Origin of the sequence: Sphingomonas sp. ABOLH, assembly GCF_003951715.1 — a bacterium.
Lineage (GTDB): Bacteria > Pseudomonadota > Alphaproteobacteria > Sphingomonadales > Sphingomonadaceae > Sphingomonas > Sphingomonas hankookensis_A.
In genome coordinates this window covers 101,038-126,869 of record NZ_QQWV01000003.1, presented here as the reverse complement: position 1 = coordinate 126,869, position 25,832 = coordinate 101,038, and the positions used below count along the sequence as shown (strand labels likewise).

General features: G+C 67.0%; 23 protein-coding genes. 12 read left to right on the top strand and 11 right to left on the bottom strand.

All coding sequences use genetic code 11. The features are described 5' to 3' along the window. Window positions 1-51 precede the first annotated feature (51 nt). The 4 genes from CA237_RS02515 to guaA all read left to right on the top strand — a co-directional run bounded on the left by CA237_RS02515 (window position 52) and on the right by guaA (window position 5,668). A complete protein-coding gene (locus CA237_RS02515; RefSeq protein WP_066689613.1) occupies window positions 52-1,116 on the top strand; it encodes a DNA-directed RNA polymerase subunit alpha in 1,065 nt (354 codons plus the stop codon). A gap of 230 nt (window positions 1,117-1,346) precedes the next feature. Next, window positions 1,347-1,769 (top strand): 50S ribosomal protein L17, encoded by a 423-nt coding sequence (gene rplQ / locus CA237_RS02510; RefSeq protein WP_066689612.1) that lies wholly within the window; start codon window positions 1,347-1,349, stop codon window positions 1,767-1,769. A gap of 165 nt (window positions 1,770-1,934) precedes the next feature. Continuing rightward, window positions 1,935-4,058, top strand: coding sequence for a prolyl oligopeptidase family serine peptidase (locus tag CA237_RS02505; RefSeq protein WP_066689611.1), 2,124 nt, complete (start codon window positions 1,935-1,937; stop codon window positions 4,056-4,058). Window positions 4,059-4,111: 53 nt separating this feature from the next. Continuing rightward, window positions 4,112-5,668, top strand: a complete 1,557-nt coding sequence (gene guaA / locus CA237_RS02500; protein WP_066689610.1) for a glutamine-hydrolyzing GMP synthase — start codon at window positions 4,112-4,114, stop codon at window positions 5,666-5,668. 205 nt (window positions 5,669-5,873) lie between these two features. Here the strand turns inward: guaA and CA237_RS02495 are convergent, their stop codons facing one another. The 5 genes from CA237_RS02495 to CA237_RS02475 all read right to left on the bottom strand — a co-directional run bounded on the left by CA237_RS02495 (window position 5,874) and on the right by CA237_RS02475 (window position 10,378). Then, entirely contained in the window at window positions 5,874-7,232 is a 1,359-nt protein-coding gene (locus CA237_RS02495; protein WP_232307920.1) for a HAMP domain-containing sensor histidine kinase, read from the bottom strand. Beyond that, entirely contained in the window at window positions 7,229-7,948 is a 720-nt protein-coding gene (locus tag CA237_RS02490) for a response regulator (protein WP_066689608.1), read from the bottom strand. The genes CA237_RS02495 and CA237_RS02490 overlap by 4 nt, the downstream gene beginning before the upstream one ends. 79 nt (window positions 7,949-8,027) lie before the next feature. Then, window positions 8,028-8,477, bottom strand: coding sequence for an EF-hand domain-containing protein (locus tag CA237_RS02485; protein ID WP_066689607.1), 450 nt, complete (start codon window positions 8,475-8,477; stop codon window positions 8,028-8,030). Between the two features lie 117 nt (window positions 8,478-8,594). Beyond that, window positions 8,595-9,287: a glutathione binding-like protein gene (locus CA237_RS02480; protein ID WP_066689606.1), complete on the bottom strand. Its 693-nt coding sequence runs from the start codon at window positions 9,285-9,287 to the stop codon at window positions 8,595-8,597. Window positions 9,288-9,349: 62 nt separating this feature from the next. After that, on the bottom strand, window positions 9,350-10,378 hold the full coding sequence (locus tag CA237_RS02475; protein ID WP_241215416.1) for an SGNH/GDSL hydrolase family protein: 1,029 nt from the start codon (window positions 10,376-10,378) through the stop codon (window positions 9,350-9,352). A 437-nt stretch (window positions 10,379-10,815) separates the two neighbouring features. On the opposite strand from CA237_RS02475, the gene CA237_RS02470 reads away from it, so the two are divergent. Further along, the gene (locus CA237_RS02470) at window positions 10,816-11,700 is read left to right on the top strand and encodes a PAS domain-containing protein (protein ID WP_164523812.1); all 885 of its coding nucleotides are present in this window, start codon (window positions 10,816-10,818) and stop codon (window positions 11,698-11,700) included. A gap of 2 nt (window positions 11,701-11,702) precedes the next feature. Here CA237_RS02470 and CA237_RS02465 read toward each other — a convergent pair whose 3' ends face one another. Next, entirely contained in the window at window positions 11,703-13,343 is a 1,641-nt protein-coding gene (locus tag CA237_RS02465) for a pilus assembly protein TadG-related protein (protein WP_126012655.1), read from the bottom strand. Between the two features lie 2 nt (window positions 13,344-13,345). After that, window positions 13,346-13,759 (bottom strand): TadE/TadG family type IV pilus assembly protein, encoded by a 414-nt coding sequence (locus tag CA237_RS02460; protein ID WP_066689603.1) that lies wholly within the window; start codon window positions 13,757-13,759, stop codon window positions 13,346-13,348. A gap of 446 nt (window positions 13,760-14,205) precedes the next feature. On the opposite strand from CA237_RS02460, the gene CA237_RS02455 reads away from it, so the two are divergent. From CA237_RS02455 to CA237_RS02440, 4 genes are read left to right on the top strand one after another with little or no spacing between them, the layout of a single operon-like run. After that, window positions 14,206-15,132 carry a DUF459 domain-containing protein gene (locus CA237_RS02455; RefSeq protein ID WP_126012650.1) on the top strand — a complete coding sequence of 309 codons (927 nt, stop codon included), beginning with the start codon at window positions 14,206-14,208 and terminating at the stop codon, window positions 15,130-15,132. Next, complete coding sequence (locus CA237_RS02450; protein WP_241215415.1) at window positions 15,132-16,403, top strand: GDSL-type esterase/lipase family protein; 1,272 nt, start codon at window positions 15,132-15,134, stop codon at window positions 16,401-16,403. Before CA237_RS02455 ends, CA237_RS02450 begins: the two co-directional genes overlap by 1 nt. Then, window positions 16,404-17,810, top strand: a complete 1,407-nt coding sequence (locus CA237_RS02445; RefSeq protein WP_126012644.1) for an MBOAT family protein — start codon at window positions 16,404-16,406, stop codon at window positions 17,808-17,810. Window positions 17,811-17,823: 13 nt separating this feature from the next. Further along, complete coding sequence (locus CA237_RS02440) at window positions 17,824-18,171, top strand: hypothetical protein (RefSeq protein ID WP_066689599.1); 348 nt, start codon at window positions 17,824-17,826, stop codon at window positions 18,169-18,171. A 236-nt stretch (window positions 18,172-18,407) separates the two neighbouring features. Here CA237_RS02440 and CA237_RS02435 read toward each other — a convergent pair whose 3' ends face one another. After that, the gene (locus CA237_RS02435; RefSeq protein ID WP_241215414.1) at window positions 18,408-18,998 is read right to left on the bottom strand and encodes a cell wall hydrolase; all 591 of its coding nucleotides are present in this window, start codon (window positions 18,996-18,998) and stop codon (window positions 18,408-18,410) included. A gap of 334 nt (window positions 18,999-19,332) precedes the next feature. Then, window positions 19,333-20,223 (bottom strand): transcriptional regulator GcvA, encoded by an 891-nt coding sequence (gcvA, locus tag CA237_RS02430; RefSeq protein ID WP_066689597.1) that lies wholly within the window; start codon window positions 20,221-20,223, stop codon window positions 19,333-19,335. 105 nt (window positions 20,224-20,328) lie between these two features. Here gcvA and bla point away from each other — a divergent pair, with 105 nt between their 5' ends. Next, window positions 20,329-21,225 carry a subclass B3 metallo-beta-lactamase gene (gene bla / locus CA237_RS02425; RefSeq protein WP_066689746.1) on the top strand — a complete coding sequence of 299 codons (897 nt, stop codon included), beginning with the start codon at window positions 20,329-20,331 and terminating at the stop codon, window positions 21,223-21,225. A 182-nt stretch (window positions 21,226-21,407) separates the two neighbouring features. Here the strand turns inward: bla and CA237_RS02420 are convergent, their stop codons facing one another. Next, window positions 21,408-21,908, bottom strand: coding sequence for a GNAT family N-acetyltransferase (locus CA237_RS02420; protein WP_066689596.1), 501 nt, complete (start codon window positions 21,906-21,908; stop codon window positions 21,408-21,410). Between the two features lie 110 nt (window positions 21,909-22,018). Here CA237_RS02420 and CA237_RS02415 point away from each other — a divergent pair, with 110 nt between their 5' ends. After that, window positions 22,019-22,420: a YbaN family protein gene (locus tag CA237_RS02415; protein WP_066689595.1), complete on the top strand. Its 402-nt coding sequence runs from the start codon at window positions 22,019-22,021 to the stop codon at window positions 22,418-22,420. On the opposite strand, the gene CA237_RS02410 is transcribed toward CA237_RS02415, so the two are convergent. Next, window positions 22,387-24,969 carry a PAS domain S-box protein gene (locus CA237_RS02410; RefSeq protein ID WP_066689745.1) on the bottom strand — a complete coding sequence of 861 codons (2,583 nt, stop codon included), beginning with the start codon at window positions 24,967-24,969 and terminating at the stop codon, window positions 22,387-22,389. The two genes, CA237_RS02415 and CA237_RS02410, sit on opposite strands and share 34 nt — an antisense overlap. Window positions 24,970-25,252: 283 nt before the next feature. Between CA237_RS02410 and CA237_RS02405 the strand changes: the two genes are divergently transcribed. After that, window positions 25,253-25,828, top strand: coding sequence for a PAS domain-containing protein (locus CA237_RS02405; RefSeq protein WP_232307918.1), 576 nt, complete (start codon window positions 25,253-25,255; stop codon window positions 25,826-25,828). The last annotated feature ends 4 nt before the right edge of the window (window positions 25,829-25,832 follow it).

The following is a 25,832-nucleotide window of genomic DNA, read 5'->3' as shown; positions in this document are numbered from 1 at the left end:
CTTTCATGGCGCGGACCCGTCCTTTCCGCGCCGCCAAGCTAGGGGAAGCCCGTGTCCGTCAACGCTAAGAACTGGCAGGAACTCAAGAAGCCGAGCGGCCTCGAGAAGAAGCCGGGCGGCGATCCCAAGCGCCGTTCGACCTTCGTGGCCGAGCCGCTGGAGCGTGGGTTCGGCCTGACGCTCGGCAACGCGCTGCGTCGCGTGCTGCTGTCGTCGCTGCAGGGCGCCGCCGTCACCTCGATCAAGATCGAGAACGTCCTTCACGAATTTTCCAGCCTTGCCGGCGTCCGCGAGGACGTGACGGACATGGTGCTGAACGTGAAGCAGATCGCACTGAAGATGCAGGGCGAAGGCCCGAAGCGTCTCCAGTTGTCCGTCACCGGTCCGGCCGAAGTGAAGGCCGGCGACATCGCCGTCACCGGCGATATCGAGGTGATGAACCCCGATCTGGTATTGTGCCATCTCGACGATGGTGCGACGCTCAACATGGAACTGACCGCCGATGTCGGTAAGGGCTATGTGCCGGCTGCCGGCAACCGTCCGGCCGATGCGCCGATCGGCCTGATCCCGGTCGACGCGCTGTATTCGCCGGTCCGCCAGGTCAGCTATAAGGTCGAGAACACCCGCGTCGGGCAGGAACTCGATTACGACAAGCTGACGCTGACGATCGAAACCGACGGCACCGTCACTCCTGAGGACGCACTGGCCTATGCCGGTCGCATCCTTCAGGACCAGCTCGCGCTGTTCGTCCACTTCGACGATTCGACGCTGCCCCGCGCCGCCGCAACCGGCACGCAGGTCGCAGCGCCGCAGAGCGAAGGCCAGGGCGACACCGCGCAGATCAACCGTTACCTGCTCAAGAAGGTCGACGAGCTGGAACTGTCGGTTCGTTCGGCCAATTGCCTCAAGAATGACAACATCATCTACATCGGCGACCTGGTCCAGAAGACCGAAGCCGAGATGCTGCGCACCCCGAATTTCGGTCGCAAGTCGCTGAACGAAATCAAGGAAGTGCTGTCGTCGATGGGTCTTCGCCTCGGCATGGACATCCCCGGATGGCCGCCCGAGAACATCGAAGAAATGGCGAAGAAGCTCGAACAGGAGATTATGGGCTGATTTTGCACCGGGGCAGGCAAGCCTGCCCCGGAGACAAAACCAGCCCGGCCGGCGGCCTTTCAGGCCGTCCGACAACACGGGCTTCGCCCGTGTCGGGCCAGTTTTGAAATGGCGGCAAGTGTGAACTTAGTGAACTTTGCCGCGAACAGGCGAACCGGTGGCAGCCTCTAAACAGCCACCAGCTCTGGGGATTCCGTGACACGGCCCCTTAACGAACGAAGGAAATACCCATGCGTCATCGCGTCGGCGGCCGTAAGCTGCAGCGTACCTCGGCACACCGCATTGCGCTGTTCCGCAACATGTCGGCCGCGCTCATCAAGCATGAGCAGATCACGACGACCGTCGCCAAGGCGAAGGAACTGCGTCCCTATGTCGAAAAGCTCATCACGCTGGCGAAGAAGGGCGGCCTGTCGAACCGTCGTCTCGCCCACGCTCGTCTGCTGGACGATGCGCAGCTGACCAAGCTGTTCGACGTGCTGGCGACCCGCTATGCCGATCGCAACGGCGGTTACACCCGCATCATCAAGGCCGGCATCCGCGCGTCGGACGCCTCGCCGATGGCGATCATCGAATTCGTCGACCGCGACGTGTCGGCGAAGGGCCAGGATTCGGGTCCGGTCCTGAGCGAAGAGGATTTCGACGAAGCCGCCTGATCGGCCTTTCGTTCGAGTGACACGGGGAAGGGCGGTCGTACTGCGGTACGGCCGCCTTTTTTCGTTGCGGTGGGTAACATTGTCTCCGCGGGGTTGCACGGGCGCGCCGCTCGCGTATCCTGCTGGTAACGCCGGATACCTTCCGGCTCGTCCCGTGGAGCAACGATGTACCGCCATGCCCTTGTCGCGATCGCGTGCCTGATGACCAGCACGACTGCCCTAGCCCAGACCATCGCCTATCCGCAGACCCGCACGGTCGACCAGGTCGACGAGCAGTTCGGCGTGAAGGTCGCCGATCCCTATCGCTGGCTGGAGAACGACGTCCGCAACGACCCGCAGGTCGCGGCCTGGGTCGCGGCGGAGAACAAGGTCACCGACGCGTATCTGGCCACGCTGCCCGGCCGTGACATCTTCAAGCAGCGGCTGACGAAGCTGTTCGACTATGAACGCTTCGGCGTGCCGAACCGCGAGGGCGGCCGCTATTTCTACAGCCGCAATTCGGGGTTGCAGAACCAGTCGGTGCTGTACGTCCGCGACAGCCTGAATGGGCAGGGGCGGGTGCTGATCGACCCCAATGGCTGGTCGAAGGATGGTGCGACGGCGCTTGCCGAATGGGCACCGTCCAAGGACGGCAAGCGGCTGCTCTATTCGATCCAGGACGGCGGCAGCGACTGGCGCAAGCTGCGCGTGCTGGACGTCGACACCGGAAAGGTGCTGGACGACCAGATCGACTGGGTGAAGTACGGCCTGTCGGCATCGTGGGTGAAGGACGGGTCGGGCTTCTACTATGCCCGCTTCCCGACCCCGGAAAAGGGGCAGGAGTTCCAGAGCCAGAACCTGAACGCCAAGGTCTATTTCCACAGGCTCGGCACGCCGCAGAGCGCCGACCGGCTGATCTACGAACGGCCCGACCAGCCGCGCTTCACCTTCTATCCCGGGATCACCGATGACGGCCGTTGGCTCGTCATCTCGACCAGTGGTCCGGGCGATCATACCGAGATCACGGTCCTCGACCTGACCAAGCCGAACGACCGCCCACGCACCATCGTCAACACCGACAATGTCGACTGGAACACGGTGGGGTCGAAGGACAGCACGCTGTACCTGACGACGACACAGGGCGCGCCGCGGCTGCGCATCGTCACGCTCGACATGGCAGCGGCCAACCCGCAGCCAAAGGAACTGGTGGCCGAGGACAAGGCGGTGCTGAACGGCGCGTCGCTGGTCGGCGGCCGGATCATGGCGGCGTATCTGGTCGATGCGAAGACCGAGGTGAAGCGCTTCACCCTCGACGGCAAGCCCGACGGTACGATCGAACTGCCGGGCATCGGCACGGTCGGCGGCGTCGGCGGCGAACTGGACAATAATGAGGGCTTCTTCGCCTTCTCCAGCTTCGCGACCCCGACCACCATCTATCGCTACGATGTCGCCACGCGACAGGTGACCCCCTGGGCCACGCCGAAGGTCGCATTCGACCCGGCGCAGTACGACGTCCGCCAGCGCTTCTACACGTCGAAGGACGGGACGAAGGTCCCGATGTTCATCGTCAAGCGCAAGGACGTGACCAAGCCCGCGCCGACCCTGCTCTACGCCTATGGCGGGTTCAACGTGCCGATCCTGCCGGGCTTCTCGCCGGGCCGCATCGCGTGGCTCGAACAGGGCGGCGTGCTGGCGGTCGCGAACATTCGCGGCGGCAGCGAATATGGCAAGGAATGGCATGACGGCGGCAAGCTGCTGAACAAGCAGAATGTGTTCGACGACTTCATCGCCGCGGGCGAAGACCTGATCGCGCAGGGCGTGACCGGCAAGGGCCAACTGGCGATCCAGGGCGGGTCGAACGGCGGCCTGCTGGTCGGTGCGGTCGTCAACCAGCGTCCCGACCTGTTCGCCGCCGCGCTGCCGGCGGTGGGTGTCATGGACATGTTGCGCTTCGACCGGTTCACCGCCGGGCGCTACTGGGTCGACGATTACGGCGTGCCGGCCAAGGAGGCGGATTTCCGCAACCTGCTGACCTATTCGCCCTATCACAATGTGAAGGCCGGCGTGACCTATCCGGCGATCCTGGCGACGACGGCCGACACCGACGATCGCGTGGTGCCGGGGCATACGTTCAAATACACCGCGATGCTCCAGTCGAAGGACATCGGGCCGAAGCCGCATCTGGTCCGCATCGAAACGCGCGCGGGCCACGGCTCGGGCAAGCCGACCGACAAGGTGATCGAGGAAACCGCCGATCTATGGGCGTTCATCGCCAAATGGACCGGGCTGGCGGTCAAGCCGGTCAACTGACAAATGACGCCGCGCGGGGCTGGCACCCGCGCGGCGCTCTGCTATCGGGGGGCATGAACGAGACCCCCGATTCCATCCTGATCGTCGATTTCGGCAGCCAAGTGACGCAGCTGATCGCGCGTCGCGTGCGCGAGGCCGGAGTCTATTCCGAAATCGCCCCGTTCCAGTCGGCGGAGGCCGCGTTCGAACGGATGAAGCCCAAGGGCGTGATCCTGTCGGGTGGCCCCGCATCGGTGTGCGACGACGGTTCCCCGCGCGCACCGCAGGCGATCTTCGACTCCGGCGTCCCGGTGTTCGGCATCTGCTACGGCCAGCAGGTGATGACCGCGCAGCTGGGCGGCAAGGTCGAGAAGGGCAATTCGGGCGAGTTCGGCGAGGCCTATATCGAGGTCGGCGACGACTGCGCGATGTTCGACGGCCTGTGGCAAAGGACCGAACGGCATCAGGTGTGGATGAGCCATGGCGACAAGGTCACCGAACTCGCCCCCGGCTTCCGCGCGGTCGCGACCAGCCCCGGCGCGCCCTATGCCATCGTCGCCGATGACGAGCGCCGCTATTACGGTGCGCAGTTCCATCCGGAGGTCGTGCATACCCCCGATGGCGGCAAGCTGATCGCCAATTTCGCCCGCCACGTCTGCGGTCTTGCCGGCGACTGGACGATGGCCGAATTCCGCGATGCCAAGATTGCGGAGATCCGTCAGCAGGTCGGCGACGGCAAGGTCATTTGCGGTCTGTCGGGCGGGGTCGACTCGTCGGTCGCCGCGCTGCTGATTCACGAAGCGATCGGCGACCAGCTGACCTGCGTGTTCGTCGATGGCGGCATCCTGCGCGCGGGCGAGGCGGAGCAGGTCGTCAGCCTGTTCCGCGGCCACTACAATATCCCGCTGGTCCATGTGGACGCGCAGGACCTGTTCATGGACGGCCTCGCCGGCGTCACCGATCCGGAGGCCAAGCGCAAGTTCATCGGCAAGACCTTCATCGATGTGTTCGAGGCCGAGGCGAAGAAGCTGGGCGGAGCGCAGTTCCTCGCGCAGGGTACGCTCTACCCCGACGTGATCGAAAGCGTCAGCTTCACCGGTGGACCGTCGGTGACGATCAAGAGCCATCATAATGTCGGTGGCCTACCGGAACGCATGAACATGGCGCTGGTCGAACCGTTGCGCGAACTGTTCAAGGACGAGGTTCGGGCGCTGGGTCGCGAACTGGGGCTGCCGGACGTGTTCGTCGGGCGCCACCCGTTCCCCGGACCCGGCCTCGCCATCCGTATTCCGGGCGAGGTGACCCGCGAGCGCTGCGGCATCCTGCGCAAGGCGGACGCGATCTACCTCGAGGAAATCCGCACCGCCGGGCTGTACGACGCGATCTGGCAGGCATTTGCCGTATTGCTGCCAGTGCGCAGCGTCGGCGTGATGGGCGATGGCCGCACCTACGACAACGTCCTTGCCCTCCGCGCGGTCACCTCGACCGATGGCATGACGGCGCAGGCATTCCAGTTCCCGGGCGACTTCCTGCCGCGCGTGGCGACCCGGATCATCAACGAGGTGAAGGGCATCAATCGCGTCACCTACGACTATACGAGCAAGCCGCCGGGCACGATCGAGTGGGAATGACAAGGACTCAAATCGCCCGGGGGCGATTTGAGTCCTTGTCATTCGCCCCGCGCCAGCGGGGTGGTGCTGAGCGCTTCGTTTAGTCCGTCACCCCGGGCGTGACCCAGGGTCCCGCTTTCTTTCGACGGTAGCAAAAGAAGCGGGACCCCGGGTCAAGCCCGGGGTGACGGGTTGGGCGGACGTCGGGCTGACGCAGTCGGCGACCCTAGCGCGGCAACCGGATCGTCGCGTTCAGCCCGCCGCCCTCGCGGTTCGTCAGCGCGACCTCACCCCCCGCATCGCGTACGATCGCCCGGGCCAGCGCCAATCCCAGCCCGATCCCGCCGGTATCGCGATTGCGCGACGTTTCCAGACGGGTGAAGGGATCGAACACCTCCGCCATCCGGTCCGCCGGAATGCCGGGGCCACGGTCCGCGACGATAATCGCCACGGCCTGCGCGCTCGTTGCCACCCGAACCTCGACAGCGCCGGCATATTTGATCGCATTCTCGATCAGGTTGCGCACCGCCCGCCGCATCAGATTGGGCCGCAGGTGCAGGGGCACCCGTGCCGCCTCCACGAAGTCGACATCATGGCCGAGGTCGCGGAAGTCGTCGACCACCGCGTCGACCAGCGCCGCGACGTCGACATCGGTCGCCGCCTCACTCGGCCGCCCCAGCCGCGCCAGCGAGAGGATGTCGTCCAGCGTCGCGTTCATCTCGTCGATCGTCTCGACCATTCGCGCCCGGTCGGTATCGTCCTCGACCGATTCGACTCGCACCCGGAGTGCCGCCAGCGGTGTCCGCAGGTCATGGCCGATCGCACCCAGCATCCGGTCCTTTTCGTCGACCATCGCATTCACCCGCCGCCCCAGATCGGTGAAGGCGGAGATCAGCAGCCGTACGTCCTGCGGCCCGGAAGGCTCAATTGCCGGCAGCGGGCGGGCGGGATGAAAGGCGCGTGCCGCCCCCGCCAGTCGCCTGAGCGGCTTGGCGATACGCCGCCCGATCCACAATACCGGCAGCAGCACGATGACGTAGAGGATGAAGGTCTGCGCCAGCAGCTGCCACAACAGCCCGCGCTCGGCCATCGGCCACGGCGTATGCGAGACCAGCCAGCCGCGCCCCGGCAGCTCGACCGCGGCATCCAGCACCGCGCCCATCCGCCGCAACCGGTCGGCGCGAGGGCCAGTGATACCCCGCGCCCGGACTTCGGCTTCGTCGATCGGGCGGATATTGGCCGCGATGGTGCCGACCCGGATGCCGGCTTCGGCAAAGCCCGACCTGATCGCCGCTTCGACGTCTCGCTCCGGCTCGCCGCGCATCGCCGGCACGCGATCCGTGACCAGCCGCACCCCACGCATCCGATCGCGCGGGGTTGCGTTCGCCTGTCCCGGCCGCGGCGCGATCCGGCGTTCGGCGGCGTCGATCAGCCGGGTGACGGCGGGAAGGGTGATTTCGGCGAAGCGAAAGGCACGGCGTTCGCGCAGCAACAGCCCGAAGTTCAGCGCCTGCGCGACGAACAACGCCACCGCGACCAGCAACGCGATCTGTCCGGGCAGGCTGGTCGGCAACAGCCGCTTCACAGGCGCGTCACCTCGGTCGCCAGCGTATAACCGCCGCCCCATACCGTCTTGATGATCTCCGGGTTGCGGACGTCGGTCTCGATCTTCTTGCGCAACCGGCTGACCTGATTGTCGATCGCGCGATCGAACGCCGCCGCCTCGCGCCCCTGGGTCAGGTCGAGCAACTGGTCGCGGGTCAGCACCTGGCGCGGGCGGGTGACCAAAGCATGCAGCAGGTTATATTCCCCGGTCGACAGCGGCACCGACACGCCCTCACGATCGACCAGCGCGCGTTCACCGGTCTTGAGCACCCATCCGGCGAAGGCGAACGACCCGGCCTCCGGCGCGTGTTGCCTGACCGCGCCGCCAGCCGTCCGCCGCAGCACGACCTTCACCCGTGCCGCCAGTTCGCGCGGGGAAAAGGGCTTCACGACATAATCGTCGGCGCCCATTTCCAGCCCGACGATCCGGTCGGTTTCTTCCGCGCGCGCGGTCAGCAGGATGACCGGCGTCTCGCTTGTCTCGCGGATATGGCGGCACAGCGACAGCCCGTCCTCGCCCGGCATCATGATGTCGAGGATAGCGAGGTCGATGGCATAGGCGTTCAGCCGCGCCCGCGCACCCTCCGCATCGCCCGCCTGGGTGACGCGGAAACCCTGCTTCGTCAGATATTGGGCAAGCGGTTCGCGGATCGATCGTTCGTCGTCGACCAGCAGTAAATGAGGAATATCGGCCATGTCGGACATGCTACGCGGCCCATCGACATAAGGGAAATGCCGGACGGCGCGGTACGCGACCGCGCCGTCCGGTCAGGGGTTACTCGGCCGGCTGACCGCCGCGGTGTGCCATGCGCTGGTCGCGCCATTGCTTGCGTTCGGCGGCATCGACGCGGCCGTCATGGTTGGCATCCTGCCGATCGAAGGCACGCGCCGCGACCGCGCGGAATTCCTCGCGGGTGACGACGCCGTTCTTGTCGACATCGGCGCGTTCCAGCATGCGGTCGCCCATAGACCGGCCGGGCATCGGCGTCGTGCCATCGACGGTCCCGCGCGGGCGCTGCGGCATCGCTGCGCGCTCGGCGGCGCTGATCGTGCCGTCGCGGTCGGTGTCGAGCGCGTCGAACCGGCGGTCGGCGCGGGCAAGCGCTCCCTCGCGGGTCAGGACGCCGTCGGCCATCGGACGGGGCGTGGGCGGTGGCGTCTGGGCGGTGACGATCGCGGGCAGGGCGATACCGGCGAGCGAGGCAGCGGCAATCAACGAACGCATGGGACTGTACCTTTGAACAAGGGGCGCACCCCCGGTGGAGAATGCGCCGCTTGTCGCCGGTAATTGTCGCCAGCCTTTGTCGACAAACCGCGGCTTTGTCGCAGTTTGTCGCAAGGCTCAGTTTTTAGGCGGCGTCCCGAACAGGTTGCGACGCTGTTCGTCGGTCATCGGCTTGCTACCGTCGCTGATCGCCTTGCCCTTGGCATAGGCCGCGGCCGTCGCGGGGCGGGCGGCGATGGCGTCGAACCAGCGCTTCAAATTCGGGAAGTCTTCCAGCTTCTGTCCCTGCGCCTCGTGCGGGACGATCCAGGGATAGGCCGCCATATCGGCGATTGAATAGTCGCCGGCGATGAAGTCGCGGTCGGCCAGTCGCTTGTCGAGCACGCCGTACAGCCGCGCGGTCTCGCGGATATAGCGGTCCTGCGCGTAGGGAATCTTCTCCGGCGCATAGATGTTGAAATGATGATTCTGCCCGGCCATCGGACCGAGGCCGCCCATCTGCCACATCAGCCACTGGATCGCGTCATAGCGTCCGGCGGTGTCGGCGGGCAGGAAGCGGCCGGTCTTTTCCGCCAGATAGAGCAGGATCGCACCGGATTCGAAGATCGACAGCGGATCGCCGCCGCCCAGCGGTTCATGGTCGACGATCGCGGGCATCCGGTTGTTCGGTGCGATGGCGAGGAATTCGGGGCGGAACTGCTCGCCCTTGCCGATATCGACCGGGTGGATGGTGTAGGGCAGGCCGGCTTCTTCGAGGAACAGCGTGATCTTGTGGCCATTGGGCGTGGGCCAGTAGTGCAGGTCGATCATGGAACGGCTCCGATACGGGGTAGGCGCGGCAGATGGTGTGCTTCCCCGCGCAAACCAAGGCGTCAGCGAGCGAACAGGGTGAGCGGAACTGCATCCGCCATCGCCCGATAGCCCGCTATCGAGGGATGCAGGTGGTCGCCCGAGTCATAGGCGGGCAGCAGGCGGTCGGGTCGCGCCGGGTCGCGTACTATCCGGTCGAAATCAATCACTGCGTCGAAATGGCCGGGGGTGCGGATCCAGGCGTTGATCGCCTGCCGTGCGGCTTCGGCGGCGGCGTCGGGGTGGTAATAGTCGTTGCCGACAAACGGCGTGATCGTGCCGCCGATGACGGTCAGCCTGAGCGCCCGTGCCCGCGCGACGATCTGGGCATATCCGGCGATCATCTGCTGCACTCGAGACTGGCGCTCCTCCGGCGAGACCGGCCGTTCGCGGCCTAGCCGGCCCAGGTCGTTGATCCCTTCGAGGACGATGACATAGCGCGCGCCGGGCTGGCTTGCCACGTCGCTGTCAAAGCGCGCCAAGGCATTGGGGCCGCTGCATTCCGCCAGCAGGCAGTTGCCGCCGATGCCTTGGTTCAGCACCGCGATCCGACGCGTGCGCGGGGCGGCGGACAGGCGGCGGGCGAGATCGTCGGTCCAGCGCAGATGCCGCCCGTCGGTCACGCCATAGCCATCGGTGATCGAATCGCCGAGCGCGACGATCGCCCGCGCCGGAGGGGCGGCGGTCACCTCGACGGCGGCGATCTGGAACCAGCGTTCGACCGGTCTGGCATCGGCGAAGGCGGTGTCGGCCAGCCGATCCCCGCCGGCAATCCAGCTACGCGTCCGGGCGCCGGGATGACCGGTCTGCTGGTCGGGCAGGGCGGCGAAGTGGGTGGTAATCGCGAGGTCGGACAAGGGCTTGGCGGCAAATGGCACCGGATCGGACCAGAAATCCGCGCCGGCGGGAACCTCGACGTCCGGGCGGCCACCGAAACGGAGCGCGCGGTCGGTGCCCGCCTGGATCCCGGCGGCGGCGGGGCCCGATGCGACCGCGACATGCGCGCCGGCGATCCGCAGCGGGGTCGTGCCGAACCGGTTGGTGAAGCGCACGCGCAGCGCCGCTCCGCCGAGCGTCAGTCGAACGACCTGGCGGACGGTCGTGTTGCCGGAAGTTGGCGAAGGTAGTGCGTGTTCGGGGTTCGAGCGGATCGGGGAGGTGGTCCAGGTCGCGACCCAGGTCGGCGGAGGAGAACGATTTGCCGATGCGATGCCACAATACAACAGAACAATGCCTACGGTCGAAAGTATACGCATAGATGTTGCTCCGTTGTTTGCGTGATTAGATGTTTCAAATGTACTAAACAGCCAAGTGTATAAATTCGCCTTTGCGATGGTTCCGGTTGTTTCTTTGGAAACCCATCCACTATAAATCCATTTACATTGATGAGTTTGAGCAAAGGCCGCGTTGATGGCGGTCTGAAGGAAGTGGCAGGGTTAACGGACAACCGGGAGGACAGCGTATGCCAGGAACGGGCGGCGAAGTGATCATGCGAAACGAGGCCGATCAGCCGACGGTATCGTCTGCCGACTTCGCCCGCCGCTTCGGTCAGTTGCGCCAGATGCAGGATGACGAAGCGATCTTCGTCACGCATCATGGCCGTGCGACCCATGTGCTGACCACGGTTCGCCACTATAACGCGCTGCGCGACAACGAAGGTGACGGCGATGCGGCGATCGCGCCGCCCAGCCTGCAGGATTTCGCCAACTGCCTGACGGTCGGGGTGCTGCTGATCGATTACGACATGCGCATCCTGGCCGCGAACCATGTCGCCCATGCCCAGCTGGACCGGGAAGAAAACGAACTGGTCGGGCACCATGTTTTCAAGGCGGTACCGACGCTGCACGGGTTGCTGGTCGAAACCTATGTCCGGCGATCGGTCGCCAGCCGCGAACCGGCATCGGCGGAAATTCCGTCGCTGTTTCGCCCCGACAGCTGGGTGCGGGTCGATATCCATCCCTTTGCCCGCCATGTCACCATCCTGTTCCACGACATCACCGAGGACATGAAGCGGCACCGGCTGGCCGATGTGCGTCAGTCGCTGCGCGAGGCGATCGGGGTACATGACGGGATCGGTTATGTCTGCCTCAACACGCGCGGCCATATCGACCGGGCGGAGCCGACCTTTTGCGAGATGGTGCACCTGTCCGAAGAGCGGCTGCACCATGTCGCCATCGCCGACCTGGTCCCCGTCGCCCACCGCGTCGCGTTCCGCGAGGCGCTGGACAAGGTATTGAGCGGCGAGGGCGCGCGCACCATCGACAGCGTGCTGTTGTCGAACGACGGCGCGACGGTCGCGGTGCGGGTGACGATCGCCGAACTGCGCGGCGTCTATGGCAATGAAGGCGCGATCGTGCTGCTGACCCGGCGATAGGATCAGCCGACCAGCACCGGCGTGCCGCAGCGCACGCCGTCGATCTGTACGTCCGCCTGGCCGACATGCACCCCGGCCAGCGCGGTCACCTGTCCCACCACCAGGTCCAGCGCGGGCGCGACCGCGCTCAACGTATTGCCGAGCGTGCTGGTCAACAGGCCGGCCGACACGCCCAGCCCAAGCACATTGGCGCGGATATCGATGGTGCGCAGCAGGCTGCTGGCGACGCCGGCGGCGATGTCGTTTGTCGAGACCGATTTGACGACATGATCGTTGATTTCGCTCGTCGAGAAATTGACCCGCTGCGCCTGTGTGCCGCCGAGCTGCACATTCGCCAGACCGGTCAAGGACACCAGCGGCAGCGTGACCATGCGCGCGGGGCGCAGCGCCACCGCCTGCTGGAAATTCGGCAATGCGGCGGGATCGAGATCGGCGATCGCGACGCGTCCGAGCGACGGCGTGACGTCCAGCGCGGCGGTGGCGTTCGCCGGGCCGCCGCGACAGGTGATCTGCGCCAGCCGCGCCTCCGCCTCGGCCAGTTCGACATAGATCGGCACGCGCACCGACCCGAGGCTGAGCGGGGCGTTCACCAGCGCGATGTCGATCCACAGCCGGGTCTGCGCGCTGCGCACGACCGCCTGTCCCGCTTCGCCGACCGACAGCCAGCGGCTGTTCGCCGCCCGCTCGCCAATCTGGAGAAACACGCGCGTCTGACCGATGCCCGGAATGCCGAGGTCGATATCGCTCTGCACCTGTCGCGAGCCGCCCGAAATCTGCAGGACTTCGCGCAGGAATGCGTAGGCATCGGTTTCGACCGGTCGCAGCGGGTCGGCGACGTTGCGGCTGCCCAGCGCGCCGAGGTCGATGATCCTGTCGAGCCGGACCGTGCGATTGGGCAATTTGCCGGCGATGGAGCGCAATAGCTGGGCCGCGGCGCTGCTGGTCGTCGACCCGGCCATCGCCGTCACCAGTTTCGGCAGGGCGATATCGGTCGCCAGCACGTCGTTGAACGTGTCGGCGCGCACGCCGCCGGTGGTTCGCAGCAGTTCGGCGGTCTTGAGCAGATCGACCTGCCCCGACACCAGCGCATTGTAATCCATGACCGACAGCGACAATTCGCTGCCCGCCAGTTGCGACAGCAGCGCGCCGGGCAGGCCGCCCTGCACCGATGCAAGACGCGTCCCGAGCGAAAATGCGGCGAGGTCGATGCGCGCGGCGGTGGCGCGGGCTTCGATGGTGACGTCGCGATAGCCGAACACGCGGGCGAAGACCGGCTGAATGCGGCTTTCCAGTGCGACCTGCGCCGCATTGCCCGGCGTGCCGTTGGCGAGGAAGCGGGCATCGACCGCCAGCCGTTCGTCGCGGGTAAAGCGGCCGGGGGTCATCACCGTCAGCCGCGTGCCGTTGTCGGGCGACAGCGATACCGCCGCCTGTGCCCGTGCCGTGCCGTTGGACAGGTCGCCGGCGGCCGCCAGCGCGGCGGCATCGGCCGCGCCCTGCAACCGGCGCTTTTCCAGATACAGGCTGGCGGTATCCACCCCCAGCACCGCCGTGCCGGTCAGCATCGTCAGCCCGCCGGCCAGCATCAGCGCGACATTGCCCTCCCGCGCCTTGACCAGGCGCCGCATAGCCCGGACGACCATCGTCAGAATCCTGCCAGCACGACGCTGGCCTGTCGCTGGATCATGGTCGTCGCGGCGGGCATGATCGGCAGCTTGAGCAACGGGTTGGCCGATCCGTCATAGGCGACGCGGACGGTCAGCAGCCGGCCGTCATCGTCGATGCGGACGGACACGTCGGTGCTGCGGATGCCGTAGCTGCGCGACAGGGTTTGCAGCGCGGCGCCGGTCCCCAACGTCACGCGCTCGGCCGGCGTGATCCCGGCGAGCGCCGCACGGGCGCCTTCGTTCGCGCTTTCCTGCACGACATGCGACATCGCCAGCCAGCTGCCGCCGCTGATAATGCCGAACAGGAAGACCATGAGGACCGGCAGCGCCAGGGCCAGTTCGATGAGCGCGGCACCGCGCCGGTCGGCCGCGACGCGCCGGAGCGGACGCATCCTGCGCAATTTACGTAACGATCGCAGGGGGATGGCGCCGTTGCCACTCTCGCCCGTTCGAACGGGGCCGGCGGCCGTCGTTGCGCTGTAGTCCGATACGCGGAAGCCGATCGATACGACCATGCTGCACTCCTCCCGATCGACAGGATAGGGCGGTGCGGTGACCGGACGGTTTCCCGTAACCGACTGCGTTATATCGCAATTTGCGAACCCCTCGGGCGCCTGGTGCCGCCGTCGCCGTCGGGCGTCCGCCGCGGTCCGTCATGCCGGTGCGACGGCGTGGCGCACGCCATATGGCCGACGTCTTGCCCCGCACCGCGCGAACAGTTACCCGCAAGCATGATCCGCCCGCGCGTCCGCGGGCCACCCCAGATGTGAACGGGTATAGGTACGTGACTGCTGCCAATCGAGCGACGGAATCCAGGCTGTGGTGGCTGGGGGACCGGATGGCGGTCCTGGTCCTGGGCCTGATCGCCGGGTTCGTGGTCGGCCTGTCCTTTGCGGGCGACGGCCGGATCGCGCTGCCGGACCCGCCCGCGCCGGTCGCGTCGCCGAATCCGCCGGTCGCGCCCGGCGCATCCTCGACCGGGACCGACGCAGCGCCGGCAACGCCGGCTGCGCCCGCCGTTGCCGCGCGCACCGTCGACGGGCCGATCGACCGCCAAGTCATCAACCGGGTGAAGCGCGACGGGGTGCTGCGCGTCGGCGTGTTCGGCGACAGTTTCGGCAACGGCATCTGGGACGCGCTCTATCGGCAGCTGCCCAAGGACGACGGCTTCGAGGTGCTGAAATTCGCCAAGGAGGCGACCGGATTTACCCGCTACCGCGTGATCGACCTCGAAAAGCGCGCGCGTGAGCAGCTCGCTGCCCAACCGGTCGATGCCGTCGTCATCAGCTTCGGCGCCAACGACAATCAGGCGGTGTTCGCCGACGGCCATCTCCACCCGTTGATGAGCGATGGCTGGAAACAGGTGATCGGCGACCGCATCGACAGCTACGTAAAGGCGCTGCGTTCGACCGGGGCGGTCGTCTATTGGGTGGGGCTGCCGGTGATGCGCGATCCGCAGCTGGATGCCGACATGCAGGCGATGGACGCATTTTACGAGGAGCATATGCGCCGGCTGGGCGTGCCGTTCCTCGATTCCCGTCCGCTGACGTTGGACGCGGAGGGCAAGTACAATGCCTATCTGCCCGACCTGAAGACCGGCAAGCCGGTGCTGATGCGGACCGGTGACGGGCTGCACATGATCGGGGTCGGTTATCAGCGGCTGACCGCCAAGGTAGCGGACGACCTGCGGCGCTATGCCGAGCGTGCCCGGCGTGAGGCGGGGCGGCCGCTGCCGACGCCGACGCCGACCGGGGATGCGCGCTGATGTCGGCGCTGTTCGCCCTCGCGCTGGCGCAGGCCGCAAGCGCCCAGGCCTGTATCGGCGGGCTGTGCGACGCGGAACGGCTGCGCCCGTTTCTCGAAAAGCTGGCGAGTGCAAAGCAAGCGCCCGAGCCGGTCCGCATCCTCCAGATCGGCGACAGCCATACCGCCGGCGACCAGATCACCGGCAGCTGGCGGACGGCGTTGCAGACCCGTTTCGGCCGGGCGGGGCGCGGCGTGTTGCCGCCCGGTCGCCCCTATGCCGGCTATCTGACCCGCGACATCACCGCCGGCCAGTCGATCGGGTGGAGCGTCAACGGCATCTTCGGTGCGGCCTATTCCGCGAACAGCAATATCCGGCTGGGGCTGAGCGGTTACAGCCTGACCAGCGAGCAGCCGGGGGCGACGGTGACGCTGAGCGCCGATAACGGCCGCAATTTCGACCGGCTGACCGTCTGTGCGCTGAGCGGGCCGGGGCAGGGGTCGCTGCAACTGAGCCTGGGCGCGGCGGTGGTGGCATGGTCGCTCGACGGGGCGCAGGCGGGCAGTCGCTGTCGCACGCTCGACGGCAATGGCGAGGCGACGATCGCGTCGGCGACGGTCATCGGCGGGCCGGTGACGATTACGTCATGGAGCACCGAACGGCGCATGGGCGGCGGGGTGATCCTGTCGAACCTCGGCACGGTCGGCGCGCAGTTCCTGCATTTCGGGCGGACCGACGACCGGGTAGTCGCGACCGAGCTGGCGGCCTATCGCCCCGACCTGATCGTCGTCGCCTATGGCACCAACGAGGCGTTCCGGCCCGGTTTCTCGGCCAGCGCATACGAAGCGACGCTGCGTGCCGACCTGACTCGGTTGCGGCGGCTGGCGCCCGATGTGCCGATGCTGCTGATCGGCGCGCCGGATTCGGCGACCAAGCAGCCGGGGTTGCAAAGCGGCGAGAGCGGCACCAGTGCGCCATGCGCGGACGGTGGCGGATGGCGGCCGACCGCGGCGCTCGCATCGGTGCAGGCGGTCCAGCGGCGACAGGCCCGGGCGTTCGGCATCGCCTATTGGGACTGGGCGCAGCGCATGGGTGGACGCTGTGTCGCCGATGGCTGGACGCAGGGGACGACCCCGTTGATGCGGGGCGATCACGTCCATTTCACCAGCCGCGGCGGGGCGGAGATTGCGCGGCTGTTGCAGGCCGATCTCGACGCGGCGATGACCCGGATCGCCGGGGCCGCGCCACAGGCCGGCTGGTCGACCACCGCTCCTTCTGCACCGGTCCGCTAAATGCTGTTTCCCACGCTCAGCTTCGGGCTGTTCTTCCTGGTCGTCTATTGCGTGACGTGGTCGCTGGGGCGGTCGAACGAATGGCGCAAGATCGCGCTGCTGCTGGCCAGCTGGTTTTTCTACGGCGCATGGGACGCGCGGTTCGTCGCGCTGCTGTTCGTATCGGCCTTCGTCAACTGGGCGCTGGCGCAGGCGATCGTGCGCAGCGACGACGACCGTACCGGCCGCGCACTGGTGACGGTCGGGGTGGTCGCCAATCTGGGCGTGCTCGGCTATTTCAAATATGCCGGCTTCTTCCTCGAACAGCTGAGCGCGCTGCTGACTCCGCTCGGATCCGCGCGCGACCTGCCGCTGTTGCAGGTGGTGTTGCCGGTCGGGGTGTCGTTCTTCACCTTTCAGGCGATCTCCTATCTGGTCGATGTCCATCGGCGGCGCATCCCGGCGGCGAACCTGCTCGACCTGACGCTGCTGATGTCGTTCTTCCCGCATCTGGTCGCCGGGCCGATCGTGCGCGGCGCGGACCTGCTGCCGCAGTTCCGCCGCGTGCCGACGATCGATCGTGGGACGGTCGCGGCGGCGCTGCTGCTGATCCTGTGGGGGCTGTTCAAGAAGGCGGTGATCGCGTCGCAGCTGGCCGGCGCGCTGGTCGATCCGGCGTTCTTCGATCCGGCCAGCCGGTCGAGCTTCGACCTGCTGATCGGCGCCTATGGCTATGCGGTGCAGATTTATTGCGACTTTTCCGCCTATTCCGACATGGCGATCGGGCTGGCGGCGCTGCTGGGCTACACTTTCCCGCGCAATTTCGACCAGCCGTACCGCGCCGCCTCGCTGCAGGATTTCTGGCGGCGGTGGCATATCAGCCTGTCGAGCTGGCTGCGCGACTATCTCTACATCCCGCTGGGCGGCAGCCGGAAGGGGCCGGTGCGGACCTATATCAACCTGTTCCTGACGATGCTGCTGGGCGGGTTGTGGCATGGCGCGAGCTGGGCGTTCGTGATCTGGGGCGCGCTGCATGGCGGCTGGCTGGCGATCGAGCGGTTCTGGGCGCGGCATCGCCCCGCCGGGCTGCCCACGGCGCCGCGCTGGGCCGGTATCCTGCTGACGTTCCACATCGTCGTGCTCGGCTGGATCTTCTTCCGTGCGCAGGGCGAGGGGGAGGCGTTCGCCTATCTGGGGCAGCTGTTCGCCGGCGATTGGCGCAATACGCTGGTCACGCCGCTGTCGCTGGCGCTGGTCGTGCTGGGCCTTGCCATCCATGCCGTGCCGGCCGGCATCCTGCAGGGGCTGGCGGTGCGGGTCCGCCACCATGCCGCGCCGATCATCGGGCTGGCGCTGGGCGTGCTGATCCTGATCGTCGACGCGATGCGGCCCGAAGGGGTCGCGCCGTTCATCTATTACCAGTTCTGAGCGGGAGCCGCCGATGACCACGGGTGCCGAACAGGGGGAGATCGTAGAGGTCGGGTCGCCGGTGCTGGTCGCGCCCGATCCGGTCGATGTCGTACGGCCCTTCGCATGGATGTCGACGATCATCGTGACCGCGACGCTGTTCTTGGCGCTGTTCAACGCGCATGCGATCGCGGCGTGGTTCGACGAGCTGCCGCCGTCGCCCTATACCGAGCCGTTGCGGGCGCCGATCGCGGCATGGGCGGGGTTGACCGAGCGGCTGGGGTTCGATGCGCCGCGGGCTGCGGTGCGGAGCCGGTGGGAAGCGGCGCAGGCAGCGCGGTTCGGGGGTGAGCAGCCGGGTGAGGATGGGAGCGCGCGGTAGTTACCGTCCGCTTCCGTTTGCTTCGAGCGCAGGTTCGAGCCTGTCGAGAACCGTAGTCGAGAAGGGCTGCCCCAAACTCAGGGTTCTCGACGGACGCTTCTCGACAGGCTCGAAGCTGCTCGAACCGAACGGGTTTGCGGAGGTGGCGGAAGAGTGTCGACCCACCAACGGCAACGCCCGCGGGAGCATGGCTCGGCGCGGGCGTTGCGGAGGTCCTGGCGGATGCCAGGAGCGTGTCAGCGGTAGAAGGTGTGGTCGGCGATCTGCGCGACGCGGGTGCGCTTCGGGAAGGAAGCACCGGCCGAGTGGAAGAACAGCGCGCCCGGGGCGACGTCTTCGCCCTTGCCGGCCAGCGTGCGCTTGGCGATGTCGACGGCGGTGTTCCAGCGGCCGTTGTTGCGCGGCGGATTGTATGCATCGACGTTGAAGAACTGGCCGCGCTGCTTGACGACGCCGCACGCGCTGGGGGCGAAGCGGCCGCTCTTCATGCGGGCGCGAATGACTTGGGCGACGGCCAGCTGGCCCTTGTGCGGCTGGTTGCCGGCTTCGTGCACGACGACCTTGGCGACACATTCGATCTCGGACTTGTCGAGATCGGCGGTATCGACGTCAGCGTCGTCGGTGGCGACGTCGGCTGCTTCGGTGGGGAGGGGCTGCACGACCGGGGTCGCGGCGGCAAAGGTAACGGGAGTGGAAGCGGGGGCGATCGGTGCCGGTTGCTGTACGACCGGGAGTTCGGGATCCGTGTTCATCGCGACATGGGCGCTCGCTACGCCGCTTGCCGCCGTCAGGCTCCACAACACCAATACGGACCAACGCTTATTCATTCCAACGCATCTTTTGTGCGCGAGGGTGCCCGCCATCGGCCGCAGAAACGCGGACAAAAGAAGCGGCCGTCGGGATCCCCCACGTCTCGCCGTGCGACTTCCGCTTCTTTGGAAAGGGCGGATGGCCGGACCGGCTGAAAACCGGGACGTCCTTCGGGCCGGCGCGGCAAACTGTCAACGTTTGCACCGTTCATCGGCGACGAACCGTTCGTGGCGTCCGATCAATCCACGGCCGAAACGATAAAATAATCGAACGTAAACGCGCGGAAACCATGTTCCTGTCGCCGGATTGTCGCGAATCGTCCGTAGAACCGAGCGTTGTCCCGCCGTCCGACTATTTCGATTCGTCGCCGCGTTCCCGCGCAAATTCATCGAGCAGCCAGCGCCGGAATTGCTGCATCGCACGCCCGGTCGGTCGTGATTTCAGCCGGGTCAGCCAATAGCTGTCGACCGCCGCCTCGATCGCAAAAGGCTGGACAATGCGTCCGCTGTCCAACTCTCGCCGGAACATGGCCGCGGGGGCCAGCGCGACGCCGTTGCCAAGCATCGCCGCCTGCACCATCACCAGCGAGGAATCGAACAGCGGCCCGTGCAGCGCGCCGACCTCCAGCCCCGCCGCCGCGAACCATGCCGGCCAGTCCTGCGACCGATAGGAGCGCAGCAGCGTCGTGCGCAGCAGGTCGCCGGGTTCGCGCAGCGTCCGCGCGACGACCGGCGCGCAGAGCGGGGTGAGCGGCGCAGGGCAGATCACGTCCGCCGCCACGCCATGCCATGCGCCGTCACCGAAGCGGATCGCATAGTCGAGACCCTCGGCCACCAGATCGACCTGGTTGTTGTTGGTCAACAGCCGCAGGTCGATCCCCGGACAGGCGGCACGAAAGGCCGGCAACCGTTCGAGCAGCGCGCCGACCGCGAAGGTGCCGACCGCGCTGACCGTCAGCACCTCGGCCACGCCGCCGGTATCGAACCGGTCGAACAGCCGATCGATCGCGCCGAACGAGTCGATCAGCGTGGGGGCCAGCGCCATCCCTTCGTCGGTCAGCAGCAGCCCGCGATTAGAGCGACGGAACAGCGTGACGCCCAGCCGCGCCTCCAGCGCCTTGATCTGATGGCTGACCGCCGCCTGCGTCACGCACAATTCGTCCGCGGCGCGGGTGAACGACAGATGCCGCGCGGACGCTTCGAACGCGCGCAGGGCATTGAGCGGAACCGGTGCACGCGCCATGGATGCCGAGATTTCCTAAGGATCGAACCGAGATATGATCCTTTGTCGGTGCGTGTATTTGCGGTCAATTCCCCGTAGCGAAGCATGGGCAAGGGGATGGACACAATGCGATACCATAAGCTCGTTCGGGGATGGCTGGCGTTGGCGGCGATGGTGGCGGCCGGTCCCGTTCTGGCCGCCGACCCGCCCGAATGGTCGACGCCGACCGAACCGTTCCGCATCGCCGACAATCTCTATTATGTCGGGACCAAGGGGCTGTCGGCCTATCTGATCGTGTCGCGCGACGGGGCGATCCTGCTGGACGGGACGCTGGAACAGAATGCGGCGCTGATCGAACGTAGTATCCGGCGGGTCGGTGTGCCGTTGAACCGGGTGAAGCTGATCGTCAGCAACCATGCCCATAACGATCATGTCGGCGCGATCGCCCGGATCAAGCGCGATACCGGCGCGCGGTTTCTGGCGAGTGCCGGGGATCGCTGGGCACTGGAACACGGCACCGGACAGAGCGACGTGACCTATCGTCCAACCCGCTATCCTGCGATCCAGGTCGACCGGGTGATCGGCGACGGCGAGGTCGTGCGGCTGGGCGAGGTCGCGCTGACCGCGCATCTGACACCGGGGCATACGCCGGGCTGCACCAGCTGGTCGATGGTCGCGCGCGACGGAGGCAAGCTGCGCCGGGTGCTATTTCCGTGCAGCATCACCGTGGCGGGCAACAAGCTGATCGGCAATCGCGGCTATCCGGGGATCGTCGGCGACTTCCGCCGCACCTTTGCCAAGCTGGCGACGATGCGTGCGGACATCGTCCTGCCGGGCCATCCCGAGTTCGCCGATGTGATCGCGCGCGGTGCACGGCGCAGGGCGGGGCGGGTGGATGCCTTTGTCGATCCCGGCCTGCTGCCGCGCATGGTGGCAGAACAGCGTGCGGCGTTCGAGGCGGAACTGGCCGCGGCACGGCGCAAGGTGAAGCGGGATGCTGTCCGGCGGAACCGATCGTCGTGAACAGCCGCTGCGCTTGTCGAAGCGGCGTATCGAAGGGCCGGCCCAAGTGCTTCGATATGGGCCTTCGACACGCTCAGTCCCTACTCGGCACGAACGGTTCCACCCGCCTGTGCCAATCGCGGCCGCAGACGCTGAACGCAGGTCACCAAGGTCGGACAACGCCGAGTTTGGATCAGCCCGGATCAGTCGTCCTCGTCCGGCGGCGCATCGCCGGGAGAGTGCAGCATCCCGCGATAGATGCCATGCTGCGATCCCGGAATGACGCTCACGTCCAGCCACCGTCGATAAAAGGCTTCCGGCCCGATACCGCCGATGATCGCATAGCCATATTCCATCGCGCGCATGTCGTGCAGGGTGGCGAACAGCAACGCTTCGCCGACACCCCATCCGCGTGCCGCCGGATCGACACCGGTCGGACCGAAAAAGCCGCGCATCGAACAGTCATAGGCCGCGAAACCGATCACGGCATCGCCCCGAACCGCGATCCACAGCGTCGTGACCGGCCGGATGAAGGCGCGCGCCGCCTCGCTCCGCCAAGCCGGACCGAACGTTTCCGCGACCCATGCCAGTACGACATGGCGTTCGGCGGACATTGCCCGGCGGATATTGACGCCGTGTTCGGCAAGTTGTGGACGGTGCTGCACATCGGGCAGGTCGTACAGGCGGACGAGCAGGTCGGTCATGCCGGCATCTTCGTCGCGGAGGACGCGAGACGCAATGTTTCGCTGACGATGCTGCGTCGCGCTCGCAAAACCGGTATCGGCGGCGGGCGGAGCGCGATAGGGTGGCGGTCATGCCGCCGCACCCGCCCGTGTCCGTTCGCAGCCGCCTGTCGCGGTGGGGCTGGATCGCGCTCGGCTGGCTGTTCGTCGCGCTGGGGTTCATCGGCGCGCTGCTGCCGGTCATGCCGACGACGATCTTCCTGATCGTGGCGGCGGGATGCTTCGCGCGCGGGTCGCCGCGGCTGGAGGCGTGGCTGCTCGGCCATCCGCGCTTCGGACCGACGCTGGTGGCGTGGCGGCGCGACGGGGCGATCGGGCGCCGGGCCAAGGGGATGGCCTGTAGCGGCATCGCGATCGGCTATGCGCTGTTCCTGTTCGGCGCGCGCCCCGGGGTCGGTCTGGCGGTGCTCGTCGCGGCGGTAATGGGCGGTTGTGCCGCCTATATCGTCACCCGCCCCGCACCGAGCGACTGAGCCGGTTCGACGATGATCGCCGGCGTCGTCAGCGCGACGAGGCTCAGTTCGAGCTCGGCATTGCGGAACGGCTTGGTCAGCCGGGGAACATCGGCATCGATCCCGTCTTCGTCGGCATAGCCCGACACGATCAGCACTGGCAGCGTCGGATGGGTCCGCTTCAGCCGGCGGGCGAGATCGGCGCCGCTCATGCCCGGCATCAGATGGTCGGTGATCAGCACGTCCGGGGTGAGGCCGGCGTCGAGCATGGTCAGCGCCTCTTCGGCCGAGGCGGCTTCGACGACATTGTAGCTAAGGTCGGCGAGCATGTGCGCGGTGCTCATCCGCACCAGATCCTCGTCGTCGATCAGCAACGCGGTGCCGAGCCGGGTCGGGGCGGGCTGCGGGTCGGCGGGGCGTTCCTCGTCGCTCGGCACGACCGAGCTGACCGGCAGCCACAGGCTGAGCGTGGTGCCCTTGCCCGGTGCGCTGTCGATGGTCAGCCCGCCGCCCAGCTGCGCGGTCAGGCCGTGGACCATCGACAGGCCGAGGCCGGTGCCCTTGCCGATGCCCTTGGTCGAGAAGAACGGCTCGATCGCGCGGCGGGCGGTCGCCTCGTCCATGCCGCAACCGGTGTCACCGACGCTCAGGCGGACATAGTGCCCGCGGGCGAGGCCGGGGACGTCGCCCGGCCGGATCGTGCGCCGGGACGCGGCGATGGTCAGCGTGCCGCCTTCGGGCATCGCATCGCGCGCGTTCACCGCGAGGTTCAGCAGCGCCATTTCCAGCTGGTTGAGATCGGCATGGGCCGGGGGCAGTTCGTCCAGCCTGACCTCGACCACGATGGTCGGCCCGAGGGTCGAGGCGATCAGTCCGGTCATGCTGTCGATCACCCGAGCCACGTCGACGCCGGTCGGTTGCAGCGGCTGGCGCCGGGCGAAGGCCAGCAGTCGCTGGACCAGCATCTTGGCGCGTTCGGCCGATTGCAGCGCGCCCTCGATCAGGCGGCGTTCGCGTTCGGTGCCGACATTCTTGCGCACCAGCATGTCGAGCGAACCGATGATCGGGGTCAGCAGATTGTTGAAGTCATGTGCGACGCCGCCGGTCAGGCTGCCCATCGCCTCCATCTTCTGGCTCTGACGCAGCGCCTCGCGCGCAATTTCCAGATCGGCCTCGCGCTCCTTCGCTTCGGTCAGGTCGCGGCCGACCGCGACGAAATTCTGGCCATCCGCTTCCGGCGCGACGGTCCATTCGACATGCTTCCATTCGCCCGTACTGGTCGCGATGCGGTTCTCGAAACGGTTGGGGCGATGCGTCGCCGCCATCTGCGCGATCGCGGCCAGCGTGTGCGGCTCGTCCTCCGGATGCATGAAGCGCGCATAGCCGCGCGAGAGCAGTTCGGCCTCGCTCCAGCCCAGGACCCGCGACCAGGCCGGGCTGACCGCCGACATCATCCCGTCATAGCCGGCGCGCGCCAGCATGTCCTGCGACAGGTTCCACAGCCGGTCGCGCTCGGCGGACCGGGTTGCGACCTGTTCCTCGAGCGTTTCGTTCAGCCGGCGCAGATCTTCTTCGGCCCGCGCGCGCTCGACCGCGTTCTTGACCCGTTCGCCGACCTCCTGGACCAGGCTCTCCTCGGCCGGGGTCCAGGCGCGCGGGGTGGCCGACTGCACGGCAAGCACGCCGACCCATTCGGTCTCGTCGAACAGCAGCACGTCGATGAACGCCGCGACCCGCCGCTCGGCGAGCGCGGCACGCGTCGCCTCGCACAGCTGCATGTTGCCGGGGATGTCGGGCACCACCACCGGCGCGCCGGTGCGATAGGCGTCGAGCAGGCCGGAGCCGAACGAGGCGAGCGAATGCGCACCGGCGAGCGACTGCACCCCGTCGCAATAATCGCAATCGATCCGCATCACCATGTCGCTGCTGATTTCGGCATAGAAGGCGCGGTTGGCGTTCAGCCATTTCCCCAGCCGCTCGGCCGCCAGTGCCATGATGTCGTTGCGCGTCGTCAGCGGACGCAGCGCATCGGCCAGCGACAGCAGGAACTGCGTCCGCCGCGTGTTGGTGACCCGGTCGGTCGTCTCGGCAAGGATGCAGATGACGCCGGCCGGCTCGCCGCGTTCGTCGAGCACCGGCGAATAGTCGAGGTCCATCCAGACCTGTTCGGGCCGGCCATGGCGGTGGAGCGTCAGCTCCTGATCCTGATAGCGGAGCGTGCCGCCCGCCAGTCCGACGCGCATCACATGATCGTTGAAGTCGGCGACCTCGGGCCACCCCTCGCGCACGTTCGATCCCAGCAGTTGCGGATGGCGCCCGCCGGCAAAGACCGAATAGGCGTCGTTGTACAACATGACGCCGTCTTCGCCCCACAGCATCACGATCGGCACCGGCGACCGCAGCAGCATCGCGGTCGCGGTCTTCAGCGACTGCGGCCAGTGGGCGATCGGCCCCAGCGGCGTCGCGTTCCAGTCGAGCGCAGCGATCAGCCCCGCACAGTCGCCGCCCCCGGCAAGAAACGCGAGATCGCGGTCAAGCGGCCGGGGTTCGACGGAGTGTAGGTCGGACATTGGAAACGACATATCCTGCAATGGCGATGGCCGCGAAATGCCGGTGAGCACCGGAATTTCGCGCACGCGCGGCTTTCCTGATAGCTCAATCGACGTCGGGAATAAACTGCCCGTCCCATGTAACGCGCCGATGCGCCATTCGGCGCCATCGGTTCGGCGCAAGTGGCGGATGGACGATGTACTATTGTGATACGCCCGCGCGAAACGTCTCGATGCCACCGCCAATCAATAGGTGAGGGCGGGCTGTTACCGGACGAGTTTTGCGGCTAATCGAGCTTTTCCCTTGTCGATCGGAATGTGCGTGTCGTCGGAACTGCCCAAAGCGCTTCGCGAATATTTTGAACAGTCGCGGGTCGCGCTCGCGCTGGCCTCGGCCGAGGGTGACAATCATCTGGTGCTGGTCAGCCCGGCGTTCAGCCGCCTGACCGGCTACGAGCCCGAGGACGTGGTCGGGCGCAATTGCCGGCTGTTGCAGCGCGATGCGGCGAATGTCGAACCGCGCGCCCGGCTGCGCGAATTCCTGACGCGGCCGTCCCAGCCCAATGTGCGGACGCCGATCGTCAATTTCCGCAAGGACGGGACGCCGTTCGTCAACCTGCTCTACATGTCGCGGCTGCGCTCGATCGACGGCAAGGCCAGCTATATCTTCGCGTCGCAGTTCGACGTGAGCCGGTCGCAGCCCGAAATGCTGGCGGAATATGACGAGCAGCTGACCGCCACGCTCGGCCGGCTGGTGCCGATCGCCAGCGATGCTGGGATCGTGGTGGAGGGTACGTTGCTGACCATCGCCAACAGTGCGGCGATCGTGGCACAGGCGAAGATGATGCTGGCCGGCCTGGAGTCCCCCCCCGATGCATGACGTC

What these genes read in the sequence shown, in the direction of transcription:
- rplQ (WP_066689612.1), top strand. Translation starts at nt 1,347, where the DNA reads ATGCGTCATCGCGTCGGCGGCCGTAAGCTGCAGCGTACCTCGGCACAC.
- CA237_RS02505 (WP_066689611.1), top strand. Translation starts at nt 1,935, where the DNA reads ATGTACCGCCATGCCCTTGTCGCGATCGCGTGCCTGATGACCAGCACG.
- guaA (WP_066689610.1), top strand. Translation starts at nt 4,112, where the DNA reads ATGAACGAGACCCCCGATTCCATCCTGATCGTCGATTTCGGCAGCCAA.
- CA237_RS02490 (WP_066689608.1), bottom strand. Translation starts at nt 7,948, where the DNA reads ATGGCCGATATTCCTCATTTACTGCTGGTCGACGACGAACGATCGATC.
- CA237_RS02485 (WP_066689607.1), bottom strand. Translation starts at nt 8,477, where the DNA reads ATGCGTTCGTTGATTGCCGCTGCCTCGCTCGCCGGTATCGCCCTGCCC.
- CA237_RS02480 (WP_066689606.1), bottom strand. Translation starts at nt 9,287, where the DNA reads ATGATCGACCTGCACTACTGGCCCACGCCCAATGGCCACAAGATCACG.
- CA237_RS02470 (WP_164523812.1), top strand. Translation starts at nt 10,816, where the DNA reads ATGCGAAACGAGGCCGATCAGCCGACGGTATCGTCTGCCGACTTCGCC.
- CA237_RS02465 (WP_126012655.1), bottom strand. Translation starts at nt 13,343, where the DNA reads ATGGTCGTCCGGGCTATGCGGCGCCTGGTCAAGGCGCGGGAGGGCAAT.
- CA237_RS02460 (WP_066689603.1), bottom strand. Translation starts at nt 13,759, where the DNA reads ATGCGTCCGCTCCGGCGCGTCGCGGCCGACCGGCGCGGTGCCGCGCTC.
- CA237_RS02455 (WP_126012650.1), top strand. Translation starts at nt 14,206, where the DNA reads ATGGCGGTCCTGGTCCTGGGCCTGATCGCCGGGTTCGTGGTCGGCCTG.
- CA237_RS02450 (WP_241215415.1), top strand. Translation starts at nt 15,132, where the DNA reads ATGTCGGCGCTGTTCGCCCTCGCGCTGGCGCAGGCCGCAAGCGCCCAG.
- CA237_RS02445 (WP_126012644.1), top strand. Translation starts at nt 16,404, where the DNA reads ATGCTGTTTCCCACGCTCAGCTTCGGGCTGTTCTTCCTGGTCGTCTAT.
- CA237_RS02440 (WP_066689599.1), top strand. Translation starts at nt 17,824, where the DNA reads ATGACCACGGGTGCCGAACAGGGGGAGATCGTAGAGGTCGGGTCGCCG.
- CA237_RS02435 (WP_241215414.1), bottom strand. Translation starts at nt 18,998, where the DNA reads ATGAATAAGCGTTGGTCCGTATTGGTGTTGTGGAGCCTGACGGCGGCA.
- gcvA (WP_066689597.1), bottom strand. Translation starts at nt 20,223, where the DNA reads ATGGCGCGTGCACCGGTTCCGCTCAATGCCCTGCGCGCGTTCGAAGCG.
- bla (WP_066689746.1), top strand. Translation starts at nt 20,329, where the DNA reads ATGCGATACCATAAGCTCGTTCGGGGATGGCTGGCGTTGGCGGCGATG.
- CA237_RS02420 (WP_066689596.1), bottom strand. Translation starts at nt 21,908, where the DNA reads ATGACCGACCTGCTCGTCCGCCTGTACGACCTGCCCGATGTGCAGCAC.
- CA237_RS02415 (WP_066689595.1), top strand. Translation starts at nt 22,019, where the DNA reads ATGCCGCCGCACCCGCCCGTGTCCGTTCGCAGCCGCCTGTCGCGGTGG.
- CA237_RS02410 (WP_066689745.1), bottom strand. Translation starts at nt 24,969, where the DNA reads ATGTCCGACCTACACTCCGTCGAACCCCGGCCGCTTGACCGCGATCTC.